Source organism: Paenibacillus wynnii, from assembly GCF_030812855.1.
In the GTDB taxonomy this organism is placed as follows: domain Bacteria; phylum Bacillota; class Bacilli; order Paenibacillales; family Paenibacillaceae; genus Paenibacillus_AQ; species Paenibacillus_AQ wynnii_A.
Genome location: NZ_JAUSTK010000001.1, coordinates 475,091 through 500,124, shown reverse-complemented (window position 1 = coordinate 500,124; position 25,034 = coordinate 475,091). Strand labels below are relative to the sequence as shown.

16 protein-coding genes and 5 pseudogenes are annotated in these 25,034 nt (G+C 46.6%); 11 read left to right on the top strand and 10 right to left on the bottom strand.

The window, feature by feature from the left end:
* Positions 1-70: 70 nt before the first annotated feature.
* Positions 71-862 carry a helix-turn-helix transcriptional regulator gene (locus J2T20_RS02045; RefSeq protein ID WP_307585056.1) on the bottom strand — a complete coding sequence of 264 codons (792 nt, stop codon included), beginning with the start codon at positions 860-862 and terminating at the stop codon, positions 71-73.
* 241 nt (positions 863-1,103) lie between these two features.
* On the opposite strand from J2T20_RS02045, the gene J2T20_RS02040 reads away from it, so the two are divergent.
* Positions 1,104-1,892 (top strand): alpha/beta hydrolase, encoded by a 789-nt coding sequence (locus tag J2T20_RS02040; RefSeq protein WP_307585054.1) that lies wholly within the window; start codon positions 1,104-1,106, stop codon positions 1,890-1,892.
* A 267-nt stretch (positions 1,893-2,159) separates the two neighbouring features.
* Here J2T20_RS02040 and J2T20_RS02035 read toward each other — a convergent pair whose 3' ends face one another.
* Positions 2,160-2,417, bottom strand: a complete 258-nt coding sequence (locus J2T20_RS02035; RefSeq protein ID WP_307585052.1) for a hypothetical protein — start codon at positions 2,415-2,417, stop codon at positions 2,160-2,162.
* A 146-nt stretch (positions 2,418-2,563) separates the two neighbouring features.
* On the opposite strand from J2T20_RS02035, the gene J2T20_RS02030 reads away from it, so the two are divergent.
* The 4 genes and pseudogenes from J2T20_RS02030 to J2T20_RS02015 form a co-directional block, all read left to right on the top strand.
* The gene (locus tag J2T20_RS02030) at positions 2,564-4,810 is read left to right on the top strand and encodes a glycoside hydrolase family 95 protein (protein WP_307585050.1); all 2,247 of its coding nucleotides are present in this window, start codon (positions 2,564-2,566) and stop codon (positions 4,808-4,810) included.
* 607 nt (positions 4,811-5,417) lie between these two features.
* Positions 5,418-6,341 carry an alpha/beta hydrolase gene (locus J2T20_RS02025; RefSeq protein ID WP_307585048.1) on the top strand — a complete coding sequence of 308 codons (924 nt, stop codon included), beginning with the start codon at positions 5,418-5,420 and terminating at the stop codon, positions 6,339-6,341.
* Between the two features lie 47 nt (positions 6,342-6,388).
* On the top strand, positions 6,389-6,808 hold the full coding sequence (locus J2T20_RS02020; protein WP_307585046.1) for a DUF3237 domain-containing protein: 420 nt from the start codon (positions 6,389-6,391) through the stop codon (positions 6,806-6,808).
* A gap of 144 nt (positions 6,809-6,952) precedes the next feature.
* A pseudogene (locus tag J2T20_RS02015) lies at positions 6,953-7,248 on the top strand (MarR family transcriptional regulator); the annotation flags it as partial.
* A gap of 228 nt (positions 7,249-7,476) precedes the next feature.
* On the opposite strand, the gene J2T20_RS02010 reads toward J2T20_RS02015, so the two are convergent.
* A complete protein-coding gene (locus tag J2T20_RS02010; protein ID WP_307585114.1) occupies positions 7,477-8,070 on the bottom strand; it encodes a hypothetical protein in 594 nt (197 codons plus the stop codon).
* Between the two features lie 60 nt (positions 8,071-8,130).
* A pseudogene (locus J2T20_RS02005) lies at positions 8,131-8,268 on the bottom strand (hypothetical protein); the annotation flags it as partial.
* A 105-nt stretch (positions 8,269-8,373) separates the two neighbouring features.
* Between J2T20_RS02005 and J2T20_RS02000 the strand changes: the two are divergent.
* Positions 8,374-8,928: pseudogene (locus J2T20_RS02000) on the top strand (ADP-ribosylglycohydrolase family protein); the annotation flags it as partial.
* Between the two features lie 105 nt (positions 8,929-9,033).
* On the opposite strand, the gene J2T20_RS01995 reads toward J2T20_RS02000, so the two are convergent.
* Positions 9,034-9,933: an NAD-dependent epimerase/dehydratase family protein gene (locus tag J2T20_RS01995; protein WP_307585044.1), complete on the bottom strand. Its 900-nt coding sequence runs from the start codon at positions 9,931-9,933 to the stop codon at positions 9,034-9,036.
* Between the two features lie 380 nt (positions 9,934-10,313).
* Between J2T20_RS01995 and J2T20_RS01990 the strand changes: the two genes are divergently transcribed.
* Positions 10,314-15,401, top strand: a complete 5,088-nt coding sequence (locus tag J2T20_RS01990) for an endo-1,4-beta-xylanase (protein ID WP_307585042.1) — start codon at positions 10,314-10,316, stop codon at positions 15,399-15,401.
* A gap of 81 nt (positions 15,402-15,482) precedes the next feature.
* Here the strand turns inward: J2T20_RS01990 and J2T20_RS01985 are convergent, their stop codons facing one another.
* A complete protein-coding gene (locus J2T20_RS01985; RefSeq protein ID WP_307585040.1) occupies positions 15,483-16,136 on the bottom strand; it encodes a GntR family transcriptional regulator in 654 nt (217 codons plus the stop codon).
* A 177-nt stretch (positions 16,137-16,313) separates the two neighbouring features.
* On the opposite strand from J2T20_RS01985, the gene uxuA reads away from it, so the two are divergent.
* Genes uxuA through uxaC form a run of 3 tightly spaced genes read left to right on the top strand, consistent with a single transcriptional unit; the run spans position 16,314 to position 20,419 of the window.
* Positions 16,314-17,390, top strand: a complete 1,077-nt coding sequence (gene uxuA / locus J2T20_RS01980) for a mannonate dehydratase (RefSeq protein ID WP_307585038.1) — start codon at positions 16,314-16,316, stop codon at positions 17,388-17,390.
* Positions 17,390-18,997, top strand: a complete 1,608-nt coding sequence (locus J2T20_RS01975) for a mannitol dehydrogenase family protein (protein ID WP_307585036.1) — start codon at positions 17,390-17,392, stop codon at positions 18,995-18,997. Before uxuA ends, J2T20_RS01975 begins: the two co-directional genes overlap by 1 nt.
* Positions 18,998-19,015: 18 nt before the next feature.
* Positions 19,016-20,419 (top strand): glucuronate isomerase, encoded by a 1,404-nt coding sequence (uxaC, locus tag J2T20_RS01970; protein ID WP_307585034.1) that lies wholly within the window; start codon positions 19,016-19,018, stop codon positions 20,417-20,419.
* A gap of 764 nt (positions 20,420-21,183) precedes the next feature.
* Here uxaC and J2T20_RS01965 read toward each other — a convergent pair.
* The 4 genes and pseudogenes from J2T20_RS01965 to J2T20_RS01950 all read right to left on the bottom strand — a co-directional run.
* The gene (locus tag J2T20_RS01965; RefSeq protein WP_307585032.1) at positions 21,184-22,197 is read right to left on the bottom strand and encodes a bifunctional glycosyltransferase family 2/GtrA family protein; all 1,014 of its coding nucleotides are present in this window, start codon (positions 22,195-22,197) and stop codon (positions 21,184-21,186) included.
* A 3-nt stretch (positions 22,198-22,200) separates the two neighbouring features.
* A complete protein-coding gene (locus J2T20_RS01960; protein WP_307585030.1) occupies positions 22,201-23,175 on the bottom strand; it encodes a phosphodiester glycosidase family protein in 975 nt (324 codons plus the stop codon).
* A 189-nt stretch (positions 23,176-23,364) separates the two neighbouring features.
* A pseudogene (locus tag J2T20_RS01955) lies at positions 23,365-23,532 on the bottom strand (SUMF1/EgtB/PvdO family nonheme iron enzyme); the annotation flags it as partial.
* A gap of 51 nt (positions 23,533-23,583) precedes the next feature.
* Positions 23,584-23,722, bottom strand: a pseudogene (locus J2T20_RS01950) (TetR/AcrR family transcriptional regulator); the annotation flags it as partial.
* Positions 23,723-23,926: 204 nt separating this feature from the next.
* Here J2T20_RS01950 and J2T20_RS01945 point away from each other — a divergent pair.
* Positions 23,927-24,550, top strand: a complete 624-nt coding sequence (locus J2T20_RS01945; protein ID WP_307585028.1) for a hypothetical protein — start codon at positions 23,927-23,929, stop codon at positions 24,548-24,550.
* Positions 24,551-25,034: the final 484 nt, after the last annotated feature.

The following is a 25,034-nucleotide window of genomic DNA, read 5'->3' as shown; positions in this document are numbered from 1 at the left end:
ATAACGCCAAGGGCGCCCACGTTGTGACCGCCCTTGGCGTTGTTTATAAAAAATACATTCATAGTTTAGCCTATATGTCTGCCTGGACTTTTTGTTCTTTGGAGGCAAGTTTTTCCCGGTAGGACCGGGGGGAGTAGCCAGTAAGCTGCCGAAACTGTCTGCAGAAATGCTCTACATTTGCATATCCGCAAAGCGCTGCGACCTCGGCAATTTTATGCGGACCGAAACCAAGCTTTTCTTTGGCCAGCCGAATCCGGCAATGAATGACATCCTCCATGCAGGAAATACCGAAGGTTGATTTATATATGGTTTGCAGATAACCTGCGCTTATGTGCAGATACTCTGCCATTAACGAAACGGTCCAAGGATGGCCAGGGTTATTGTAAAGAGCCTTGCGCAAGTTCAGAAGATTATAATATTGCGGGCTCAGCTTGTCTTGGGACGCTTCGCACAGCTTATTGAAGAAAATTCTAAACAGATAGTCGATGGAAAGCTCCCGGTAGTCATTCTGAAAAGTGTTCTCCAGAGTCAACAATTGAAACAACTGATGGCAATAGCCGGGATCCGGTAGCGAGAATGGAATACCAACAGGCAAAGTGTTTTCAGTGATGTAGGATTCGTCCGCATCAAAACGGACCCAGTCATTAATGTAATTTTTGGAACAGGCACGGTAATAAATGTTGTGCTTAGGCGGATATAGAACAACAGAGTGGGCCGGAAACTCCTTCAGTTCTCCGTTAACTTCAAACAACGCCGGAGTTTGTGTGAGCACCAGAAGCCAGGCATTCAAGCCATCGGGTATGCTGTACACAAAATCGTCAGGATGAGTAGCGTCGAATTCGACATAGTGAATCTTGGGCATCAGCTTCTCCTTTCTTCGGATACATCAATTAATGGACAGGATACATCATTGTATATCACTGAAATACGAGTTTCTGGTCATTAGAAATTATCAATAATGAAGAAAGGTCATTTGTTAATGATACCACAATAAAACGAAGATCGGAATTATATCCTTGCCTCCGGGTGAGTTGATGCAATTTCTGGTTGAGCAATATTTCAAACAGCAATTTATCCATGTATAAAGAGAGGAATGAGCGGCAATGAACGAGGGCAATCAGAATTATACGATGCAGACGGCACCGGCCGGATATGACGTGGAGAGGGAAGGCATTGCCCGGGGAATGATCCGCACCGTAGAATATCCTTCCACAACGGTAGGCAACATCAGGAAGGCAATGGTATATACGCCGCCAGGCTATTCCGACGGACGGGAATATAGCGTCCTGTATCTGCTGCACGGGATTGGCGGAGATGAGACAGAGTGGTTCAATCACGGCAAGCCCCAGATCATCCTGGATAATCTGTATGCCGATCAAATGCTGAAGCCCATGATTGTCGTTCTTCCCAATGGCCGGGCGATGCTGAACGACCGGGCGGAAGAAGATATTTTTGCTCCGGACAAGGTACAGGCGTTCGAAACATTCGAAGCGGATTTGCTCCATGATCTTATCCCTTATATCGAAGCTAATTATTCGGTCCTGACAGACCGGATGCACCGCGCTATTGCCGGATTATCCATGGGCGGAGGGCAATCCCTGAATATCGGTCTGAACAATCTAGAACGATTCGCCTGGATCGGGGCGTTCTCCCCGGCTCCCAATACGAAGCTGCCCGAGCTGTTGGTCCCGGAACCGCAGAAGACCGCAGAATTGCTCAGTCTACTCTGGCTATCGTGCGGTGATCTGGACAGTCTCAAGAATGTCAGCGACCGGACGGAAGCCTATTTGTCACAGCATTCCGTGCCGCATATCTGGGTGGAGGAAAACGGCGACCATGATTGGCCAGTCTGGAAGAACGGTTTATATCAGTTCTCCAAGCTCATTTTTTAGCTCACCGCTCAAAGGATACCTGCTGCTTTCCCACAATCAGCCCGTCCTCTCCGCTGTTTAAGCGGGAACCGGTTCTACAATCTTTAAAAAACGCAACAAGAACCTCTCAAACCCGGATATAACGTACAGATCGGGATGGAAAACCAAACAGAGCACGTCTCCAATAGCCGGAAACGTGCTCTGTTTTTAGTTTTTTTGTAGCTTTAAAGGAAGAAAGGTTATCTTTTCGTAAAAAGATCTACTTTTAGGACGCCCCCTAACAATAATTTATTTACTGGCGACTGGATCAGCACGCATTTTAACGATTTTTTGAGCTCTTTCCGTACCCACGGCAAGAACATTATTCCAACCGAGACCTACTGCATCGGTCTTCAGCTTGGTCCAAAGCTTATCGAATTCTGCTTGGTCCTTGGAGAATATCATTTTCCATGAGGTGTTTTTAACATAATCGGAGATCTGGCTTCGTTTATTCTTAATGTCCGACGAATCGGACCCGAGACTTGTATTAATAGCTACATTTCCCACCGCAGTGCATTCAAGGACATGATCGGTCAGTTCGAGAACTGGCTCAAGCCCGAATCCAAGGTCAACAAGGCGCTGGTGGAGCTGGACTAATCACGACGCCATTATGGGTATGTTCATATTAGGCAGATTGAAGGAGCGTAGCAATCATGACAAGCATGGATCACAAGCGGCGGTTATGGTACAACCGACCGGCGCGGGAATGGAACGAGGCTTTGCCGATTGGGAACGGTCGGCTCGGAGCCATGATTTTTGGCGGTACGGCCGAGGAGAAGCTGCAGCTCAATGAGGATTCCGTATGGTACGGCGGTCAGCGCGACCGCAACAACGAAGACGCCCTGCCTCATTTACCCGAGCTCCGCAGTCTGATTCTGGAGGGAAGGCTGCGGGAGGCAGAGGAGCTGGCAGCGATGTCGATGGCGGGACTGCCTGAAGCGCAGCGGCATTATCTGCCGCTGGGCGAATTGCTGCTATCGTTTGGCGGCCACCGGCAGCCTGCCGAGGACTATAGTAGAGAGCTTGATTTGGAGCGCGGCGTCTCCCGCATCAGCTATCGGATCGGTGAGGTCTGGTATACCCGCGAGATATTCGCAAGCTGCCCGGATCAGGCCATTGTCCTCCGAATTTCCTCCGACTATAAGAACGGGGTTTCCCTGAAGGCGAGATTTAACCGCCACAACTGGAGATACCTGGAGAAAACAGAGAAATGGCAGAACAGCGGACTGGCGATGAGCGGAGATTGCGGCGGCCATGGGGGCAGCTCCTTTGCCGCTGTCTTGAAGGCAGTCACGGAAGACGGCATCTGCCGCACCGTCGGCGAGTATTTGCTTGTGGATGGGGCAAGCTCGGTTACGCTGCTGCTTGCCGCAGGAACCACGTTCCGTCATCCCGATCCGGAGCTTTATGCCAAAAGACGGCTGGAAGAGCTGAGCCAGGTTCCCTATGAAGAGCTGCTGGCCCGGCATATCGCGGATTACCGTGGACTGTATGGGCGGGTGGAGCTGACGCTGCCGGAGAACCCGCATCTGAGAGTGCTGCCGACCGATGAGCGGCTGAAGCGGTTTCGGAAGGGTGAGGAGGACAACGGTCTGATAGCGACCTTTTTCCAGTATGGGCGCTATTTGCTTATCTCTTCCAGCCGCCCGGGCTCCTTGCCCGCAAATCTGCAGGGCATCTGGAATGACAGCTTCACCCCGGCCTGGGACAGCAAATTCACGATCAATATCAATGCGCAAATGAATTACTGGCCTGCCGAAATCTGCAATTTGGCCGAATGCCATGAGCCGCTGTTCGATTTGATCGAGCGGATGCGGGAGCCGGGGCGGGTCACGGCCAGGGTTATGTACGGCTGCGGAGGGTTCACGGCGCATCACAATACGGATATCTGGGCAGACACAGCTCCGCAGGATACCTACCTGCCGGCTTCCTTCTGGCCGCTGGGCGCTGCCTGGCTGTGCCTGCATCTCTGGGAGCATTACCGGTTCAGCCAGGACCGTTATTTTCTGGCGCAGGCGTATGAGACGATGAAGGAAGCGGCCAGATTCCTGCTTGATTATTTGGTGGAAGACGCCGAAGGCCGGCTGATAACCTGCCCGTCCGTCTCCCCTGAGAACACCTATAAGCTGCCAAACGGCGAGTCAGGAGTGCTCTGCGCCGGGGCTTCGATGGATTTTCAGATTATTGAAGCGCTGTTTGGGGCCTGCATCCGCAGTGGGGAGATTATCGGCAGGGACAAGGCGTTCCGCGAAGAACTCGCCGCTGCTCTGGCGCGGCTGCCAAGGCCGCAAATCGGGAAATACGGCCAGATTCAGGAATGGATGGAGGATTATGAAGAGGTGGAGCCGGGGCATCGCCACATCTCCCATCTATTTGCGCTGTACCCCGGCGACGCCTTCACCGTGGAGCATACGCCGGAACTGGCTGAAGCCGCCCGGACGGCGCTGGAACGCAGACTGGCGAGCGGCGGCGGCCACACCGGCTGGAGCCGGGCCTGGATCATTAACTTTTGGGCCAGATTGAAGGATGAGGGTAAGGCCTATGCGAACGTCCGCGCTCTATTGGAGCATTCTACGCTGCCCAACCTGTTCGACAACCATCCTCCATTCCAGATTGATGGGAATTTTGGAGGAACGGCGGGGATTGCCGAGATGCTGCTCCAAAGCCACGCCGAGGGAATCAAGCTGCTGCCCGCGCTGCCGCAAAGCTGGAGCGAGGGGCGTGTCAAGGGCCTGCGGGCGAGGGGAGGCTATACCCTCGATTTCGTCTGGGCGGAGGGGCTTGTTACGGAAGCGGTTGTAACTTGCACGGTTTCCGGTCCTTGCCGGCTGGAAGGTCCCGGACTTGATTCCGTTTCGTTCAACGGAGAAGCCGGATGCTCCTATACGTTCACCCGGTAAAGAATGAACAGGAAGGCGCCCAATTTGTCCGTTCAATAAGATTCTACTGGCAGGAGCTGGCGTATTGACGTCAGCCCTATTCCGCCGGGCAGCGGCTTGCAGAGCAGCGACTGTGAAGGCCAAGCTTTTTTTCTTCTATAATAATGTGTTGTTGAACCAGCAATATCCTGCACCTCAACAAATCCATATCCGCTGTACAATAAACGTTTCTTTGAAATCTATAAGCCTTCGACAAGATTTAATTTAGTGCTATATGGTGGTAAAAAGACAAATGTTAGTCGCGGATGTTCCTTTAGGAAAGATTGAATGTGCTTCGCATGGCTTCAATTAGTGATTCAATTTCTGTTTTCTGGGTTTTCATCGACCTCACCTCTTTGGTTGTGGTTTTTAGGGCGTTCAATCTTATCTGCTGGATTAGTGTTGATTAGATCAGTTTTGAGCGCATGCTGTAATGCTGCACGTATGTTGGCGTGGTAGTGAAGGACTGTATTAGTTGAAGACTGAATTTTCGTCATACCAAAACGCAGCGATTCAGCTTCTGACATGAATAATATTTTTGTGGAATGAAATGATCCTGATTCTTACTTTTTAAGGAGTGTTAGATAAATTGGACAAAAAAGCAGCAGCCAATGAAATCCCGGAAGGGACACAAATTATCTTTGGTGATTTTTCCGAAGGAGGCACCTATTATTCCTGCTCTTATCGGCCTGATGTAGTTTATGCGGAATATGGCGGCGTGGAAAGAAGACTTCAGATTATTATCCCGAATCGTGCCGGATACAAATTTCCATTAGTCGTTTTCGTTCAAGGTTCGGCTTGGAGAAAACAAGATCTTTATGCGGCCATTCCAAATCTAAGCCATATAGCGTCAAAAGGTTATGTGATAGCAAGCGTTGAAATCAGGGACACCGACATCTCAAGATTCCCAGCCGCTGTAGAGGACGTCAAATGCGCGATCCGGTTTATGCGTAAACATGCTATAGAATATGGGATTGATCCGAATCGAGTCGCGGTTTGGGGAGATTCATCTGGCGGACACCTTTCATTAATGACCGGTCTTACCATAGGAGAATATGATAACGGTCTTTATAGTGAACAAACGGACGAAGTTAGTGCGGTAATTGATTATTACGGAATCTCAGATCTGCTTACCTTAGGGAAATATAATGATGTTCTGGATCATGATGCCGCTGATTCACCGGAAGGTTTATTTATTGGAGGAAAAGTAAAGGAATATTTGGAATTAGCGAAGAAGGCGAGTCCCCTTCATCAAGATTTGGATAAAGCGCTTCCGCCGTTTCTTATCGTGCATGGAGACAATGACCAAGTTGTACATATAAACCAGAGTATAGAGATGTACAAAGCTTTGAAACAGCATGGACAGAGAGTTTTCTTCTATAAGGTTGTAGGCGCAGATCATGGACCAGGCTTGTGGAATCCTCAGGTGCTTGACATTACAGAAAAGTTTTTATCTGCTAACTTAAATCGGCCTTGTATAAATCAGCCGTCGTTTCAGCATTCATTGGAATAGTATTAGTGCGTATGAGCGTTTTAAAGTATAGCGTGGGGTGAAGGAAGATGGAATTGGAAGAAATGTTTACTGTACATGTTAAAATTGAAAAAACGATCGAACTGCAGAGCAACGATGGAGATTCAGTTGTCATGATTTCTTTTACAGGACATGTGACAGGACAATACTTTCAGGGAGAAGTACTTGAAGGAGGAGTAGATACGCAAGTAATCGGGAAGTATGGTGACCGGCACACCTTATCGGCAAGATATATGCTTCGGGGCAAGGATTATACAGGGGAAGTTTGCCAAATCTACATCGAGAATAACGGCGATGTCCAGAAAAAATTGAAAGATACATTGTTCCGCACTAATCCCAAATTGATTACGAATAGCAAAGCATTGTCCTTTCTGAATGAAGATTTATTCGTAGGGGAAGCGTTACCCACTGATTTGGGAGTAGATATAAAGATATATAGATGGCTTTAACATCGTAACATGCGGATGAAGGAAGAACGCTTCCAAGCTGTGGTGAAGTATGGAAATTACCACAAAGAAAAAAGCAGGGCATGGAAGATTAACCCTCGAAGTCGGGTGGCTTTCCCTTGCCCATGATCTGCTAAAGCAAGCTACAAGACCTGGAAGGGCGAGTCGCTGCACGATCCCATTGGAACGGATAAAGAAGGAAATGAAATAATATTGATAGATATTTGGGCTCAGGAGCGGACGATCTGCTGCTCACAGTAGATCTAGTGGTTGGACGGTTTGGGTTGGATACAGGCGGGGAAGGGCGAACCCAGCGGGATATCGCAAAAGAACTCGGCATCAGCCGGAGTTATGTGTCTCGGACGATCAACCTCCTCTGTGTTGTACAAATTTTACAACCACATAAACAAGTTCAACCGCGTAAACACCTCCCTTACGATTAACCTTTACTTAATGGCAAAAGTAATAATTAATCCGCTTACAATAAGGATTATATCGTTGATGCTAATCATCAAACCTTGAATATAAAGTCATAAAATAGCAGAAACAGGACAGGATTCCTTGCTTTGCATCGTGGGAATTTTCAGAGTTAGGACACAAAAAGGGGAAGACCCGGAAGGTCCTCCCCTTTTTGTGAAAAAGAATAACTATAAACCATTCATGGAGAGTTTTTAAAAATAATCGCATTTAAATTTTGAAAACTCAGCTGAGAAGCCTTCCCCATAAGCATATAAACCGATAATTACGCCTGTAAATCCTCCGGCGATTTCGGAGGAAAGGTATTTCGTTTGAGCAGTGCCTAAGAGGATTTCCTTGCCGTCTGTATGAATGAGGAAGGTATAGCGGTCATGACTTGCCCGTATAATCAGTTCAGCATGATTGTCACTTACTAGATCCACTTCATTTTCGATGGATTTAATATCCCCGATGTTAAGACGCTCGATAACCTTATATCCGCTCTCATCTTTACGAATAGCTAAATCATAATGATGATCTTCATCCATATAGAGCGTGATGCCGGCCTCTCCGTTCGTAAGGCTTACATCGCAAGAGATTACCGCGTTGAAGTCTTTTTGGCGTATGCCGATGAATGTCGGGGAATCCGGTTGATCAAGTCTGATTTCAGTTCCTTTAAGTTTTAGTCTGTTTTGCTCAAATAAATAATTTTTCGAATTAGGCTGACGAAGATAGCACCAGTCCTTGTCCCATTCCGTGTTTTCAAAGGTGTAGCTTCTTTTCTCCTTCTGAACAACATCACTAGGGATACGGTCAGTTTCAAAACACGTTAGTGTGGTACCTTTATGTCCTGCCGTAAACCAGCCGTCCTCGCCAAAGGTAACTGGTGTAAGGAATACTTCGCGGCCAAGGTGATGATAAGTAGACCATTGTCCACTTTGTCGGAAACCAAGATGAAGCATCCACCAATTGTCGTTGTTATTTTGAATAAGATCACCATGACCGACTGCCTGTAACGGACTCTACCAGAATCGAATCCCATATCCCGAATCCCTATCCATTGAGCTGAGACAGCTCATCGAACGGGTACGATCTGAGCTTGTTGATAAACAGCTGCTGAACTGGCTTGGCGGGATGCTTCTTTCTCCCATGTCAAGAACGGCATATATGGAGAAATGTTCGTAGCAGCCATGATCGCTGCTGCATTTTCTGAACGAAATCCGGAGCGTATTGTCGAAATCGGCTTAAGCGAAATTCCGGCTACCAGTCGATTGGCTAAGGATGTTAGGGAAGCCGTAGCGATTGCGCGTAGCTCGAAGGATCAAGTGGAGTTGGTTGATCGAATTTGGGAAGCCTTTAAACACTATAATCCGGTTCATACCAACAACAATGCGGCTTTGGTAGCAGCTTCACTGATCTTTGGTCAAGGTGACTTCGAAAAAGCAATCACAACATCGGTTCTAGGCGGCTGGGATACGGATTGCAACGGTGCTACAGTCGGATCTATTATGGGGGCTATGTTGGGAGCAGAAGCCATACCTAGCTCCTGGACTACACCTTTAAATGATACCCTTTATGCAGAAATTAATGGATTCCATCCCATCCCGATTTCTGAATGTGCGACTCGGAGTTATGAGGTGTTTAAGAAGCTGAACCCTAACGAATGAATGTTATGAATTCCTATGGTGTAGATCTTTAGGGATTTACATATAGATCTGATGAGATCCTTAAATCAGCCCCTGAAACGGGGCTGATTTTTTTTGGATGATTTTTTATATGCTTGTATAAGCAAGTTGGTCTTCAGGAAGTGCCTTCTTTGTGCCGTCATGATTCAGAACAGAACGCCATGTATGACGTGGTTCATAACCCAGGATTTTCCGTGCTTTATCTATTGCCATTAAAGTCTCATGTTCTTGTACAGGTCTCTTTAAGTTTACATTTGGAAAAAATCTAGTTACTAAATCGTGACTAAGATCGGGCATAATTGTATCTGGAGCGGTTATATGGAATACTTGATTTCCTAGATCATTCTTCTCAATGGCGAGAAGACACGCCTTAGCAGCGTCCCTGACATCGCAATAAGCCCATGCATTTTTCTTTTGAATATCCCTTTCCTCATCATTCCAATGCATAGGGGGGATTTTTTCATATTCATCAGGCTCATACATATTTGCAAAGCGAAGAGTAACGATCTGTTGCTTAGTAAGATTGTGGTACATTCCTGTCAGTTGTTCAGTCAACAGCTTTGCCATAGCATAGGATGACTTAACTAAAGTTGGATGCTCTTCGTCCACAGGAAGATAACTTAGCTCTTCCGGTACAAAAGGATACCCCAAAACAGTTTCACTTGATGCCCATACAAGTTTAGGAATTTTAAAGTCTTTGCAAGCTTCAAGGATATTGAAATTTACGATCATATTATTCTCAAATATAGCCTGGGGTGTATTCCTTACATCGGAAGGGATATTCCCAAGATGGACAACGGCATCACATCCCATCAATAGTTGACAGACCTGACCATAGTCACGTAATTCAGCTTGAATGAAATTTAACGAAGCAGATTCTTCTCTTAATTTTTTATCTGAAGCTATAACTTCATGACCGGCATCTAAGATTGTTCTTACGGCCCATCGTCCGATTTTACCTGCCGCACCGGTTACCACTACTTTCACCAATTCTCACTCCTTCTTTTATTATCGTGTTGTCTTCATAAGCAAGTTACATCTTGTTTAGATTACCCTTTGTTAATGGTTTTATTAATCGCAATCTCGAAATTCTAGATGAGCGCGAGAAGGGGGGGAACTCCTATGCCTATGCAGCAGGGTCATTTGAATATACAGAATTGGTTATTCCTATAGTTATGGGGGGTAACACCTTTAATATTAGTATGACAGCGGATAGTGCCGGAGATGTAAAATGGTGTGGACATAGATGTAAGCGGTTGCAATGGGGGTGGGTAACTGTAAGGAAAAAATAATCCATATGGTGTTCTACTGCTAAAAATGTAGGTAATTTATTAATTCCAAAAATTACTCGAGGGGGAAAGCAACAAATGAGTAGAATGTTCAAACAAGTCATTTCGATTTTACTAGCAGCTGGTTTGCTAATTCCGTCAGGCTGGTTTGCTCCGGTTGCGAAAGCAGCAGCGCAGGATATTCCCGTAATTTTGTATCACCGGATTGTCGATACTGCGACGGATCAATGGACACATACAAGCGTGGACAAATTCAGGAGCACCATGAAATATCTTCATGACAACGGTTACACGACGTTAACTGCGGATCAATATGTGAACATCAAGGCCGGTGTCACGACACCGCCTGCCAAACCGATCCTACTCACATTCGATGACGGAACCCCCGACTTTGTTACCAATGCTCTTCCGATACTGAATCAATACGGAATGAACGCCGTTGCATTTATTGTTACCGGCTGGATCGGTGGTACCTACAGCATGTCGCTTGCTGAGTTGCAAGATCTGGCGGCAAACCACCCGAATATTAGTATCCAGAATCATACGGTTAACCATGCTAATAATACATGGAACATCATGACACAGGTAGCTGCTTCGGCCGAATTAGCCCAAGCCAATACTTATCTTAAAGGAATTACGAACAAAGATCCTGTTCTTTTGGCTTACCCTTATGGCCACTTCAATTCGGATGTTCAAGCGGCAGCAGCAGCTAACGGCATTAAGTACTCCTTCAAAGTGGGTTATCCGGATCAAAGTGACCATGCTATGGGTCGTTATTACGTACAAATGGGTACAACATTATCCGAAATTGCCAATTGGATTGGCGGACCGGCACCGGATACGACAGTACCATCAGATACGGTAACGGTTTATCACGAAAGCTTTGCGAGTGGCAAAGGCGTGGCAACCCAAGCGGGTGGCGCTAGCCTTACACCAGTCACCGGTAAAATTTTTGCCGGCAATGCTGACGGCGCAGCTTTATATGTAAGCAACAGAGCGAATAACTGGGACGCGACTGATTTCAAATTCAGCGACATGGGGTTGGAAAACGGAAAAACCTACACGGTGACCGCATCCGTTTATGTTGATGCTGATGTGACTGTGCCTAGCGGCTCGCAAGCTTATCTTCAAACTATAAGCAGCTATAGCCTTTTGGCGAACGTAAATTATGAAGCCGGTAAAGCAATCACCTTGACTAAAGAATTCACCGTGGATACAAGCAAAGATACGACCCTGCGTGTTCAATCGGACGATACTGGGAAAACGGTTCCGTTCTACATTGGGGATATCCTCATCACGGCAAAAAAAGCAGTAACTGTAACGGATAAAGAAGTTTATCACGAAACTTTTGCGAGTGGCAAAGGTTTAGCAACGCAATCAGGCAGTGCTAGCCTAGCACCTATCACCGGTAAAGTTTTTACCGGCAATGCTGACGGCGCAGCTTTATATGTAAGCGACAGAGCGAATAACTGGGACGCGGTTGATTTCAAATTCAGCGACTTGGGCCTGGTAAACGGAAAAACCTACACGGTGACCGCATCCGTTTATGTTGACGCTGATGTGACTGTGCCTAGCGGCTCGCAAGCTTATCTTCAAACCATAAGCAGCTATAGCCTTTTGGCGAACGTGAATTATGAAGCCGGCAAAGCAATCACCTTGACTAAAGAATTCACCGTGGATACAAGCAAAGATACGACCCTGCGCGTTCAATCGGACGATACTGGGAAAACGGTTCCGTTCTACATCGGTGATGTATTGATCACAGAGAAGGGGTCTACGGTAACCCCAACACCAACCCCAGAGCCATCTAGAGACCCGGCTTTACCTTTTACCACTGTAACTTTTGAGGATCAAACGGCAGGCGACTTTGCAGGCAGGGCAGGTACTGAAACGTTGACCGCCTCCAATGAAGCAAATCATTCCGTTGATGGTGCATACGCTTTGAAAGTAGAGGGTAGAACCAATTCGTGGCATGGGCCGGCATTGCGAGTGGAGAAATATGTTGATAAGGGCTACGAATATAAAGTTTCGTTCTGGGTCAAGATGATCTCGCCCGCAAGCTCACAACTCAGTCTTTCCACGCAGGTTGGTAATACCAGTGCAAGTTATAATACCCTTACTTCAAAGACAATCAGCATAAGCGATGATTGGGTTCAGTTACAAGGAACCTACCGTTATACCACTGTAAGCGACGAATTTTTGACCATCTATGTGGAAAGCTCTAATGCAACCGCATCTTTCTATATCGATGATATCAGCTTTGAACAAACAGGCTCGGGTACGATCTCCGTACAGAAAGATTTAACTCCGATCAAAGATGCTTATCAAAACGATTTCTTGATTGGAAACGCGGTATCGGCGGCAGATCTGGAGGGTCTTAGACTTGATCTTCTCAAGATGCATCACAATGCCGTCACAGCAGAAAACGCAATGAAACCGGATCAGGCGTATTCTTCGGAAGGCATCTTTGACTTTACCTCGGAGGATGTGCTTGTTGATAAAATTCTGGCTGAAGGACTTCAGTTGCATGGGCATGTGCTGGTATGGCATCAGCAGACACCTACGTGGCTGAATACTACAACAGATGTTGACAACAATACGATCCCCTTGGGTCGGGAGGAAGCTCTCAACAATTTAAGAACCCATATCAAAACGGTCATGGAGCATTACGGCGACAATGTGATTTCCTGGGACGTAGTTAACGAAGCGATGAACGATAACCCGTCCAATCCAACGGATTGGAAAGCAGCTCTGCGTCAAGCCCCTTGGAAAAGTGCCATCGGGACAGATTATGTAGAGCAGGCATTTTTGGCGGCAAGAGAAGTGCTGGACGCGCATTCCGATTGGAATATCAAGCTGTATTACAACGATTATAACGAAGATAACCAAAATAAAGCTCAGGCCATTTACAGCATGGTCAAAGAAATCAATGATAGGTATGCGCTGACACACCCTGGCAAACTCCTTATTGACGGGGTAGGTATGCAGGCGCATTACAATTTAAACACGAACCCGGAGAATGTAAAACTGTCCTTGGAGAAGTTTATTTCCTTGGGCGTAGAAGTAAGCATATCCGAGCTTGACCTTACGGCCGGAAGCAATTCTCAGATTTCCGAGCAACAAGCGAACGCTCAGGGCTATTTATATGCGCAACTGATGAACATCTTCAAGGCTCACGCAGCAAATATCTCACGCGTGACATTCTGGGGACTAAATGACGGTACGAGCTGGAGGGCCTCTCAAAATCCATTGGTATTTGATAGTAACCTGCAGGCCAAACCAGCTTACTATGGTGTAATCAACCCCAATAAATTTATAGCAGAGCATACGCCTGATACTGTAAATGCAAATCAGTCAACCGCTAATTTTGCTACGCCTGTAGTAGACGGGATTGTTGATACAGTTTGGAATCAAGCTTCTGCAATGTCGATTAATCGCTATCAAATGGCTTGGCAAGGCGCGAACGGCGAAGCAAAAGCTCTCTGGGATGATGAAAATCTTTATCTTCTGATCCAGGTTAACGATGTGCAGCTTAACAAAAGCAGCGTAAACGCATATGAACAGGATTCCGTCGAAATCTTCGTGGACCAAAACAATGCGAAAACAACGTTCTATCAAGGGGATGACGGACAATTTAGAGTTAACTTTGACAACGAGACCACATTTGAACCGTCAAGTAGTGCAACAGGCTTCGAATCGGCTACCCAGATTTCCGGAACCAACTATACGGTTGAGGTGAAGATTCCGCTTCAATCGGTTACTCCGGCTAACGATACTAAGATAGGTTTTGATGTTCAGATCAATGACGCTAAAGACGGTGCCCGTCAAAGCGTTGCCGCATGGAATGATACGACTGGCACTGCATATATGGATACATCCGTTTACGGCGTGCTTACTCTCACTGGTAAACCTACGGGTTCGGAACCGACACCAACACCAACACCAACACCGACACAACCACCGACTCTGACACTAGCAACACCGGCACCGATTAGCACTGATAAGGATGGCGTTGTTACGATCAAGCTGGAAGTAAAGTCCGACAACGGGCGTGCGAAAGGTACGATTTCCAACGACAATATGAAAAAAGCGCTTGAGCAAGCTACTCCAGCAGCAAACGGTAAGAAACAAATCGTAATCGAAGTGCCGAAGCAAGCAGCATCGAAAGGCTATGAGGTTCAATTGCCGACTCCAAGCTTGAAAGGTAAAGAAAACTTCGAGCTATGGATAAAGACAGAAAATGCGACAATTCAAATTCCAAGCAACATGCTATCCAACGTGGCAGAAAATGCGGAGCAAGTATCCATCCGCGTAGACAAAGCCTCCACGGACAACTTGGATGCAGCTACCCGCGAACAGATTGGCAACCGTCCGGTTATCGATCTGAATGTAATAGCAGGCGACAAGGTCATTGAATGGAACAACCCTTCTGCGTCTGTAACGGTAGCAATTCCTTATACACCAACTGCGGAAGAACTTAGCAATCCGGATCTTATCGTCATTTGGTACATGGATGGAAAAGGCAACGCAACACCGATTCCGAACGGTCGATATGAAGCGGCAACTAAAAGTGTTGTATTCCAAACGACCCACTTCAGCACCTATGCGATTGCTTCAAGTGTGAGAACCTTCGGAGATCTCCAAAACGTACCTTGGGCAAAACAAGCCATAGACGCAATGGCAGCCCGCGAGGTCATCAAAGGAACGGCCGAAAACAGCTTCTCTCCTGCAGATTCCATCAAGAGAGCAGACTTCATTGCACTTCTCGTAAGAGCTCTTGAATTGAAAGGAACAGGCAAAAATGAAACTATGTTCAGCGATGTCCAAACAACCGATTATTATTATGATGAACTGGTCATCGCGAAGGAACTGGGAATTGCCACTGGCTTTGAAGATAATACGTACAGACCAAACAGTAATATCTCCCGGCAAGATATGATGGTGCTGGCAGTACGCGCGCTAGCAGCAGTCGGCAAGCCTGTCAAAGGCAGCGGATCGTTAGATGCTTATCCTGACGCGGCGAACATTTCCGACTATGCCAGAGACAGCGCTTTGTTCCTTGTCAAATCTGGAGTCGTGATTGGTAAGAATAACAAGATTGCACCGAACGATACTCTCACCCGTGCGGAGGCGGCAGTCATCTTGTACCGTATCTGGAATCTGTAGAAGTTTTTAAATAACAAAAAAAGCAGCTTGTCACTTCATCGGCAGGCTGCTTTTTTATGTGGCGCGAGATTCACACGAAAACTAAGCTTTGATATATTCAGAGAAATTCTCTTGCAAGTACAACGTATTAATATCTTCCCGCAGATGGTGATGGATCAGGTCATCGATTTTATCCGTATTCTTGTTCATCATATATTCGAGAATACTTTGGTGTTCTTTGTAAATGGCTTCGAGTTTTTCCTTCCGGAGCATATGCAGCCTGCGATATCTTACATAATGCACATTGGACTGCTGAATTAAATTCCACAGGAATTCCCGCCCGGCAAGTTTGAACAAGGTTTTGTGAAACTCATCATCCAGGTAAAGGAATTGTTCCGCAGCATCTTCTTGATGAATGACCGCTTGCTGCTTGTCCAAAATCTCCTTAAGTTCATGCATACCTTTGAGTAAAAGATGGGTGGAAAGATACTTTATAATCTCTTTTTCCAAAACACTTCGCAAATAAATAATCTGTTCAACAGACTCTAGATCTATATATGAAACCAGATTTCCCTTTTTAGGATAAATATCAGTATAGGATTCAAGACTGAGTTGTTTCAGCACATCACGCAATGGGGTTCTTGAGATTTGAAAACGTTCGGACAACACGGTCTCACTCAGTATTGTGCCGGGCTTTAGCGCCAGGGTAAGAATTTCATTCTTTAGTGAATTCATGATTTCTTCTTTGGTAGACATTTTGCTCCTGCTCCATTATCTTTTTTTTAACTAGTATACATCAACTTAAATATGAAATACAGGTTATATTTAGTATTCGCGAAAAAGATACATTGACAACTCGATATTTTATATTTTATGATCAAGTAAATCTTGTATACAAGACGAGTGAGACAAAAACCTGAGGAGGATATTTAAATGAACATGACATGGAGATGGTATGGGGAAGGAAATGACAACATCACTCTGGACCATATCCGGCAAATTCCGGGTGTTATGGGTATCGTCTGGTCTTTGCACGAAAAGATAGCCGGCGAAGAATGGGAAATGGAACGTATTCAGGAAGTGGCGGATCAAATCACCAGTAAAGGATTCAGCACAGCTGTAGTGGAGAGCGTCAACGTTCATGATGATATCAAAATCGGCTTACCGAGCCGCGATAAATATATCGATATTTATATTGACACGATCCGCAAACTGTCCAAAGTAGGCGTTAAAGTCATTTGCTATAATTTCATGCCGGTATTCGACTGGACACGTACGGAGCTCTATAAGGAACTACCTGATGGCTCGAACGCTCTCTTTTTTGAAAAGGCTGCCATTACCGACAATCCGCGAGAAATGGTGGACCGGATTCTGAAAGGCGCCGGGCAGTTTACGATGCCGGGCTGGGAGCCGGAACGGCTGGCCAAGCTGGATGAGCTGTTCTCCGCCTATGGTGATGTAACGGAAGAGAAGTTATTCGAGAATTTGAAGTACTTTCTGGAGCGGATTATTCCGGTGTGTGAAGAAGTGGACATTAAAATGGCCATTCACCCTGACGATCCGGCCTGGCCGATTTTTGGCCTGCCGCGCATTATTCGCAGCCGTGATACGATCCGACGCTTTCTGGATATGGTGGACAGCCCGTATAATGGCCTGACCTTCTGCACAGGATCTCTTGGAACGAATCCGGAGAATGATCTGCCGGCGATGATCCGCGAGTTCCATGACCGCATTTATTTTGCCCATATCCGCAATGTGAAGGTGTTCGATAACGGCGACTTTATTGAGGTATCTCACCGCGGACGAGATGGTAGCGTAGATGTGGCGGAAGTCGTTAAAGCCTATCATGAGAATGGATTTACGGGTTATGTGCGTCCGGACCACGGCCGTCATTTATGGGGTGAGGAAAAGAACTGCCGTCCAGGCTACGGCTTGTATGACAGAGCCATGGGAATTATGTATTTGCTTGGCGTGTGGGACAGCCTGGAAAATACCAAGGAGGTGAAATAATGCTGCGTCTAACTCGAAGCAGTATCTCTGATGATTCAGCCTGGAAGGCTGCGGACGTTGAACTTCCCAAGTTCGACTATGAGCAGGTGGCGAAGAACACAATCGTGAAACCGGAATGGGTTCATTTCGGTGCAGGTAATATTTTTCGAGGGCTCGTTGCGAATGCCCATCAGAAGCTGCTGGATAGCGGTAAAGCGGTTACAGGTATTATCGCAGCCGAAACGTTCGACTTCGAGATGATTGACAAGGTCTATAAGCCTTACGACAATCTAACCCTTCTGGTGCTGATGAATGCGCGCGGTGATTTTCAGAAGAAGGTGGTCAGCAGTATCGTGGAGGGAATCGCTGCGGATAAGAACCGGGGGGCGGATTACAGCCGTCTGACCGAAGTTTTTGAGAATCCCAGTCTGCAGATGGCCAGCTTCACCATTACGGAAAAAGGGTATTCTTTGACCGGTCCGAACGGCCAGTACCTCGGCATCGTGGAGAAGGACATCGAGAATGGACCCGAGGAGCCGATTCATGTGATGAGCATCGTGACTTCGCTGGCCTATCGGCGTTACTTAAAAGGCCAATATCCCATGACCTTTGTCAGTATGGATAACTGTTCCCATAACGGGGATAAGCTTAAGAACGGTGTCGTAACCGTCGCTAAAGAGTGGGCTAAGAAAGGTTTGGTTGAAGACGGATTCGTGGCCTATCTTGAAGATGAGAGCAAAATTACCTTCCCGCTTTCCATGATCGATAAGATTACTCCGCGTCCTTCGGAAACAGTGCAGGCAGCGCTTCTAGAGCAGGGGATTGGCGACATGGATATAGTTGTCACGTCCAAAAACACCTATACCGCTCCATTCGTGAACGCGGAGATCAGCGAATATCTGGTCATAGAAGATAAGTTTACAAATGGTCGGCCACCGCTTGAGGAAGCCGGCATTATATTCACAGACAGGGATACGGTCAACAAGGTGGAAACGATGAAGGTAACAACTTGTCTGAATCCGCTGCACACCGCGCTTGCTGTGTCCGGCTGTCTGCTAGGCTACACGCTGATTGCGGATGAGATGAAGGATGGTATCCTGCGGAAATTCGTGGAGATCATCGGGTACACGGAAGGTTTGCCGGTCGTTGTAGACCCGGGTATCCTCAGTCCGAAGAAGTTCCTGGATGAAGTGCTTCAGGAGCGGTTCGCCAATCCGTTTATTCCCGACACTCCACAGCGAATCGCTACAGATACTTCGCAGAAGGTGGGTATACGCTTTGGTGAAACGATCAAATCGTATACTCGCAGGGATGACCTTGACCCGGCTGAACTGACCGCAATCCCGCTGGCTATTGCCGTCTGGTGCCGATATCTTCTGGGAGTGGATGACGAGGGCAAGCCGTTCACTCTGAGTTCAGACCCGCTGCTTGAAACACTTCAGGGACATTTGTACGGGGTTTCTCTGGGAGAAACTACTTCAAACGTGCGCGCGATACTCCAGGATGAGAAGCTCTTTGGCGTTCCTCTATATACGATCGGCCTCGGGGACAAGATTGAGGGCATGTTCCATGAAATGCTGGCAGGACCGGGAGCCGTGCGAAGAACCTTGGAGAAATATCTGCAATAATGGCAAAGGAGCACAAGGATGAAGACTTTTATTCATGAGGATTTTCTGCTGCAGTCTGAGGAAGCACGTATACTTTACCATGAGTATGCTGAATCTCTGCCCATTATCGATTATCATTGTCATCTGGATCCAAAGGCCATTGCAGACAATAAACGGTTCAACAGCATTACCGATGTCTGGCTGGGTGGAGACCATTATAAATGGCGAGCGTTACGAACATTCGGAATTGATGAGAATTATATAACCGGTACTGCCTCTGATAAAGAAAAGTTTGCAAAATGGAGCGAGGTACTGCCTTATACCATCGGCAATCCGCTGTTTCATTGGTCGGCGCTGGAGCTGAAAACCTATTTTGGCGTGGAGGAACAGCTTAATCCGGGTAACTGGGAGGATATTTATGATTACTGCAATCAATTGATCGCACAGGACAGCTTCACGCCGCAGGCACTGATAACCCGTTCCAAGGTGAAATGGATCTGTACCACGGATGATCCGTTGGATGATCTGCGTTATCATAAGCAAATCGGAGAGCAAAAGGACTTCAAAACGGGGGTCTCACCGACGTTCAGACCGGATAAAGCGCTGCAGATTGAATCGGGTTCTTTTATGGAATATGTATCTAAGCTGGAGCAGGCCGTAGGCTACGCCATTACTACCTATGCTCTTATGGAACGTGCGCTGCTGGAGCGAATCGATTACTTCGACAAGAATGGCTGCATGATTTCCGACCACGGGTTCTCGCACCTGCCTTATGCTGAAGCACCGGCATCCATACTGGAAAGCATCTTCAGCAGTCGTCTGAGGGGTGAAACTTTAAGCAGACTGGAATGCGACCAATACGCTACCGCGTTATTCCTGGCCATGGGCCGGAAATATGCTGCCTACGGTTGGGCGATGCAGCTGCATATCGGAGCCATCCGCAATCCGAATACGAGGATGTTCCATGAACGGGGTCCGGATACGGGATATGACATCATTGGAGACAGGAGTTACGCCGACAGCTTATATAAGCTGCTCGATGATCTTGAACGAACCGGTGAACTTCCCAAGACGATTCTATACAATCTGAATCCGGCGCAGAATGATGTACTGGCTGCGATGATAGGGTCTTTCCAAGGCGGCGGGATTAAGGGGAAGATACAGTTTGGCTCGGGCTGGTGGTACAACGACCAGAAAGACGGCATGATCAAACAATTGACTTCGCTTTCTAACCTTGGTTTGTTGAGTTGTTTCGTAGGTATGCTTACGGATTCCAGATCCTTTCTTTCTTATACACGTCATGAGTATTTCCGCCGAATTTTATGTAACCTCATCGGTGGTTGGGTCAAGAATGGGGAAGTTCCGGGAGATATCGCTTTTCTAGGCCGTATCGTGCAGGATATCTGCTTCAATAATGCCAAGAACTATTTCGACTTATCCTGATTTCAGGTGTCAATCATCCCAAAAAGAACCCTGTACAACTGAGGCCACTGAAAAAGGTGTGGTTTCTACTTTTGTGAAAAGAGCTTCGCTAAATAAAGGCGAATTCCATTCGATTCTGAATGAGAATCCTTTATTTTATGGTTTGTTTATGTATTCTACTTCATGAGAGTCAATATCCTTTTTGAGGTGGATGAAGATCGCTAACTGTTTTCACTTCACACCTCTCTGCTGCGGACAGTATAGCCGCTATTTAAGTCTCAAAGGGTTATACGAAATATAAGCGGACTCAGGAGACGCTATTCAATCAGAAACAGCCTATTTTTGGAAGTAAACTGCTCAATAGTGTCACTGGTGTCCGTTAAAATCCTAAATCTTCCGGTTTTGCCCAAATAAGGTCTTCTCAGTCCGTTTCCTGGTGGGTTCTATCTGTAGATTCAGCAAAGCTCTTGGTCAAACCCTAATTTTTAGATAGAGCTAATTATGTTTCATCTTCTCATCGATTTAATAAACTGCTTTTCGTAGCAGCATAGACTTTCCATTAATATCACTGAGATTAATGGACTGTTGATTAGAAATCATCCGAGTCACCACCTGAAATTAGTACAATTATTATACAATAATACAGAACACCCTTCTTCTAAAAACCCGAGGAGGGGTGTTCTGCTCATGCCTGATTTTTTCTTGAATAATTTGTTGTCTCCGGATTTCATCCGCGAACAGCGGTACAATTCAAGCAAGTCAAGACGAAACGTTATTGTATAATTCTAATAAACAAACTTTCGCTGGGCCCAAAAACTTAATAGAAATAAAATACATTCGGTTACGAGCTTCGCAGGAATCAGGGGAATACCTAGAACCGTATGCAGCAGCGACAAACATCCGTAATTCAGCCCGACGATCAGGACGGCAAGCGCATAATAGCGGATCATGGACTTTTGGACCGTCCCTTTACCCTGACGGCCGAAGACAAATTGTCGATTTAAGCCGAAATTTGCGGCAGAGCTCATGGCTCTGGCACCGATGACTGATAATAAAAGATTTGAGGTGGCGCTCTGAAACAGCAATAGAAGAACGAAATCAAGAATACCTGAGACGAGAGAGGACACGCTGAATTTTAAAATGGGCGCATATATCTTTATGGAGTCGGCAATGGGACGGAAATGGGACGAATGATTATCGTTCAAGTAAATTGTATCAATCGGCAGTTCCGTAATCCCATAACCATGGGAGGGTGCTTCGAGCAGCAAGTTCATCTCGTATTCGAACCGTTCTCCGGGCACTTGGCACAGCCAACTGAGCATACTCCTCGGATACCCTCGGAGGCCTGTCTGTGTATCCCCGATGTATATACCGGTCGCCGCATCATACACCTTGCTAGTGAGACGGTTCCCAAATCGGCTGCGCAGAGGTACCTTGCCGGTGAATAACCGGCTGCCAAGCACCATCTTGGCATCGGCGGATTCGCTAGCCCGGCCCACAGCAACGATGTCCTTCGGGGAATGCTGTCCATCGCTGTCCGCGCAGACGACGGCTGCTGCGGCGGGGGTGTTATCTAAAATATATTGAAATCCGGTTTTTAGCGCCCGACCTTTGCCTCGGTTGATGACATGGGTCAGCACGGTGCATCCGGCGGCTTTTACGGAATCGAAGATGCTTCGGAACCGATCTCCGCTTCCGTCGTCCACGACGATGATCGGTGTTTCAGTCATCGCCCGCAGGCTCTTGATAAGCTCGATTAAGCGATGATCAGGTTCATAGGATGGTATCAATACGGTCATGGCTTATCCCTCCCCGAGATAGAGGATGTCGCTCACGCCACGTTCCTCTTGTTTTCCTTGCGGATTGTTCACGACGCGGCCCATAAAGTACATCGTTGATGAGCCGCCGCCGTCCAGGTTGTATGCTTCCGTGGCGCCGAGGTCGGCGAACAGCTGTGCAAACTCATCGAGCGTCATGCCCCGGCTTTCGTCCGAGCGGCCATCGACGACAACGAACACGTAGTGGTTCGGTGAGATCATACCGATACCCGTGCGCGGATTCGCGTTCGAGATGGAGCGATTGCCGAAATTGGAGTCGATTTTGATATTGTCCAGATCCTGAACAAGTTCGCCGCTCTTGATAAGAGATGGGCCGAACGACAGCGTTTGGAGGACGCCTTTTGCTAACAGGGTCTCAGCGGAAACCTCCTCTTCGTTGTAGGCAGCCATTGTGCCGTCCGCATAAAGGGCGACCGCCTCCCGGGCTGGTTCATTGCGGTACAAAACGCCGTTGCGGATGATGACCCCGTCGCTTCGGAAGCCGTAGTAATCCCCGTTGATTGCGAAGACCGCGTCATGGTCGGCGGCGATGTCTGAAGTATCTTCGGTGATGTTACGTCCGAAAGAATTATCGGCGAAAGCGGATTGGATAAGGGAAGCGTCCGAAACCTGTACATCGGCTACGTAGTAGGTGATTTGATCGCTGCCAGAGTTGGTAACGACTTGCTTAACTGAAATGCTCATGTCGTCACTGCTGTAGTTCCAGTCATCAGATACGGCTTCAGATGAGTTTGCGCTTGTCGTACTCGAATCCGTAGTAACTTCGGCGGTATTGGATACTGCCTCGGTTGTACTGGATGCTGCCTCGGCGGCTACGACGACCTCGACATGCTTGATCAAGTAACGATCAGCGAGTTGGTATAGGACACCGCCGACGAGCAAACAACATAGTGTCACGATGATTACTAGTTTTCGTTTGGTTGAGAATAGTTTTGACATAGAGAAGGAAACCGCCTTTCTGCTTCAGTTGAGATCTTAATATAAGGTTAGTATAGGAGGCATAGCTTAACTGAACCTGAACTATTATCTGAAGGTTTGCTGGAAAATGGGTACGTAAAAAAACAAGCCGGCAATATCATCAGGCTTGTTATCTTATATATTTATTTGGGAGCGATGACTTCAGTCTTTTTATAAAGATCGGGCAACTCGGAATCCAAGGTCGTCAATGGAAAATAAGGGGTGGCTGCGACGACGGCATGTTGCCCCGCAACCCTTGGACTCTTCAGCCCAGCTGCCGCCGCGGAAGATTCGATAGGAGCCATATACTTGTGTATCATATAAATCCCAACACCACTCCCTCTGGAATTTTCTTCATTTCAATCGACATTCTGTCACCCCTTAAATGGTTTATTCTTTGATTAGTCTTGTGACATAATCCTCGCAGATATATCGATTGTCTTCATTATTTAGTGTCTGTATATTCGCTACCCGAAAGAAGCTTAATCCTACCCACCATCGAGAGTAGGCCATAAGCAGCACTATTAGATCTTGTAAAATGGGATCCAATATGGCTTTAGAAAAGGATGTGTTTCAGAGTGATCTCTAGCATTTCCACGGCGGTCATTGTATTTTGGATTTCAGAAAAATAGCAGGTAGGCAACTATATCAATTATTGTTAGAATATTGTTTATTTTACATAATGCCAGTTTCAGCTGCTGGATGGTATGATAGTAGGCGGGGTGAATATAACATGAACAACGAGACAACAAACGAGGAAGTTAATAGTAATGAAGGTGCTATGACCGAAGAGAATTGGGCGGAGCTTATAAAGGCTGTTTACCATAATGGCCTTGTAGCTTTGAATAAGCACTTTCAGAAGGTTGAAGGACAAGTATTGAACTTCGAGGCATACGGACCTATTTTTGTCTATCATGTAAAAGATGATTCGAACCATGTATATTCCTGCGGTTTTTTTCTACGCGAGTTGATAGCTAGGTTCCAATCGGGGAATGATCCGGCAGTTTGGATGGCTTCTTTCTACGTTGATCTGATGAAAACCAAGGGAGGCAAAGCTCTTCCACAACCGCCTGCTAATGAAGATGAAGCCAAAGCATTGATAGACAATGTGCTGGTTCCCCAGTGTATAGAAGCTGTCCGTGAGGAATTTGCTCCAGAGCAGGTACATGCGGGACTAACTTGGAACGAAGATATTGGCCCGGCCTTCGAAGTAGGGTTCCCAGCGATTACAGAAGGAAATAACGTATGCGCTTTGCCTATACATCTTTTGCTGACACATTTGCAGTTGAACCGTGATCCTGCTGAGTTGCTGCTTCAAGGCTTATACAACATCCGAAAAGAACATGGAATGGAATAAAGTGTAGGCATTTAAGGCTCAAGTCCATGATAATTCATACAAAAGAACGGCAGAGATGCCGTTCTTTTGTTTTGCTCAATTGAGATCAAGAGTAAAATTTGTGGAATCACTTTATAGATTATATATAATAAACTATATATATCTACATTTTGATCTACTCTGGAGGAATGTCCACAAATGAAACCTTTTTTAGTTATCACTCAATTGATTTATACAGGGTGTTTAGTTGCTTGGCTAGTTGTTTGGCTAATGTCGTTCATGGTATTTGATAGTGGCGTTTCATTCTGGAATTCACTTTTCTTCCTACTGGTTAGCTTGTTCCCGGTTGCGGTTGTAGTTTGCTCGATCATAGCATGGGTTGTACATAAGCGCAGACCTAGAACTGCCATCACATTAAATCTTATTCCTATGCTTTGGGTTGTATCCTTTGGAGTAATTATGTTCATTAGTTAGTACTAAATATGAGTATAAGGATTTATCGCAT

Coding starts and splice junctions, on each gene's coding strand:
- J2T20_RS02045 (WP_307585056.1), bottom strand. CDS start 862: ATGCCCAAGATTCACTATGTCGAATTCGACGCTACTCATCCTGACGAT.
- J2T20_RS02040 (WP_307585054.1), top strand. CDS start 1,104: ATGAACGAGGGCAATCAGAATTATACGATGCAGACGGCACCGGCCGGA.
- J2T20_RS02030 (WP_307585050.1), top strand. CDS start 2,564: ATGACAAGCATGGATCACAAGCGGCGGTTATGGTACAACCGACCGGCG.
- J2T20_RS02020 (WP_307585046.1), top strand. CDS start 6,389: ATGGAATTGGAAGAAATGTTTACTGTACATGTTAAAATTGAAAAAACG.
- J2T20_RS01990 (WP_307585042.1), top strand. CDS start 10,314: ATGAGTAGAATGTTCAAACAAGTCATTTCGATTTTACTAGCAGCTGGT.
- J2T20_RS01985 (WP_307585040.1), bottom strand. CDS start 16,136: ATGTCTACCAAAGAAGAAATCATGAATTCACTAAAGAATGAAATTCTT.
- uxuA (WP_307585038.1), top strand. CDS start 16,314: ATGAACATGACATGGAGATGGTATGGGGAAGGAAATGACAACATCACT.
- J2T20_RS01975 (WP_307585036.1), top strand. CDS start 17,390: ATGCTGCGTCTAACTCGAAGCAGTATCTCTGATGATTCAGCCTGGAAG.
- uxaC (WP_307585034.1), top strand. CDS start 19,016: ATGAAGACTTTTATTCATGAGGATTTTCTGCTGCAGTCTGAGGAAGCA.
- J2T20_RS01965 (WP_307585032.1), bottom strand. CDS start 22,197: ATGACCGTATTGATACCATCCTATGAACCTGATCATCGCTTAATCGAG.
- J2T20_RS01960 (WP_307585030.1), bottom strand. CDS start 23,175: ATGTCAAAACTATTCTCAACCAAACGAAAACTAGTAATCATCGTGACA.
- J2T20_RS01945 (WP_307585028.1), top strand. CDS start 23,927: ATGAACAACGAGACAACAAACGAGGAAGTTAATAGTAATGAAGGTGCT.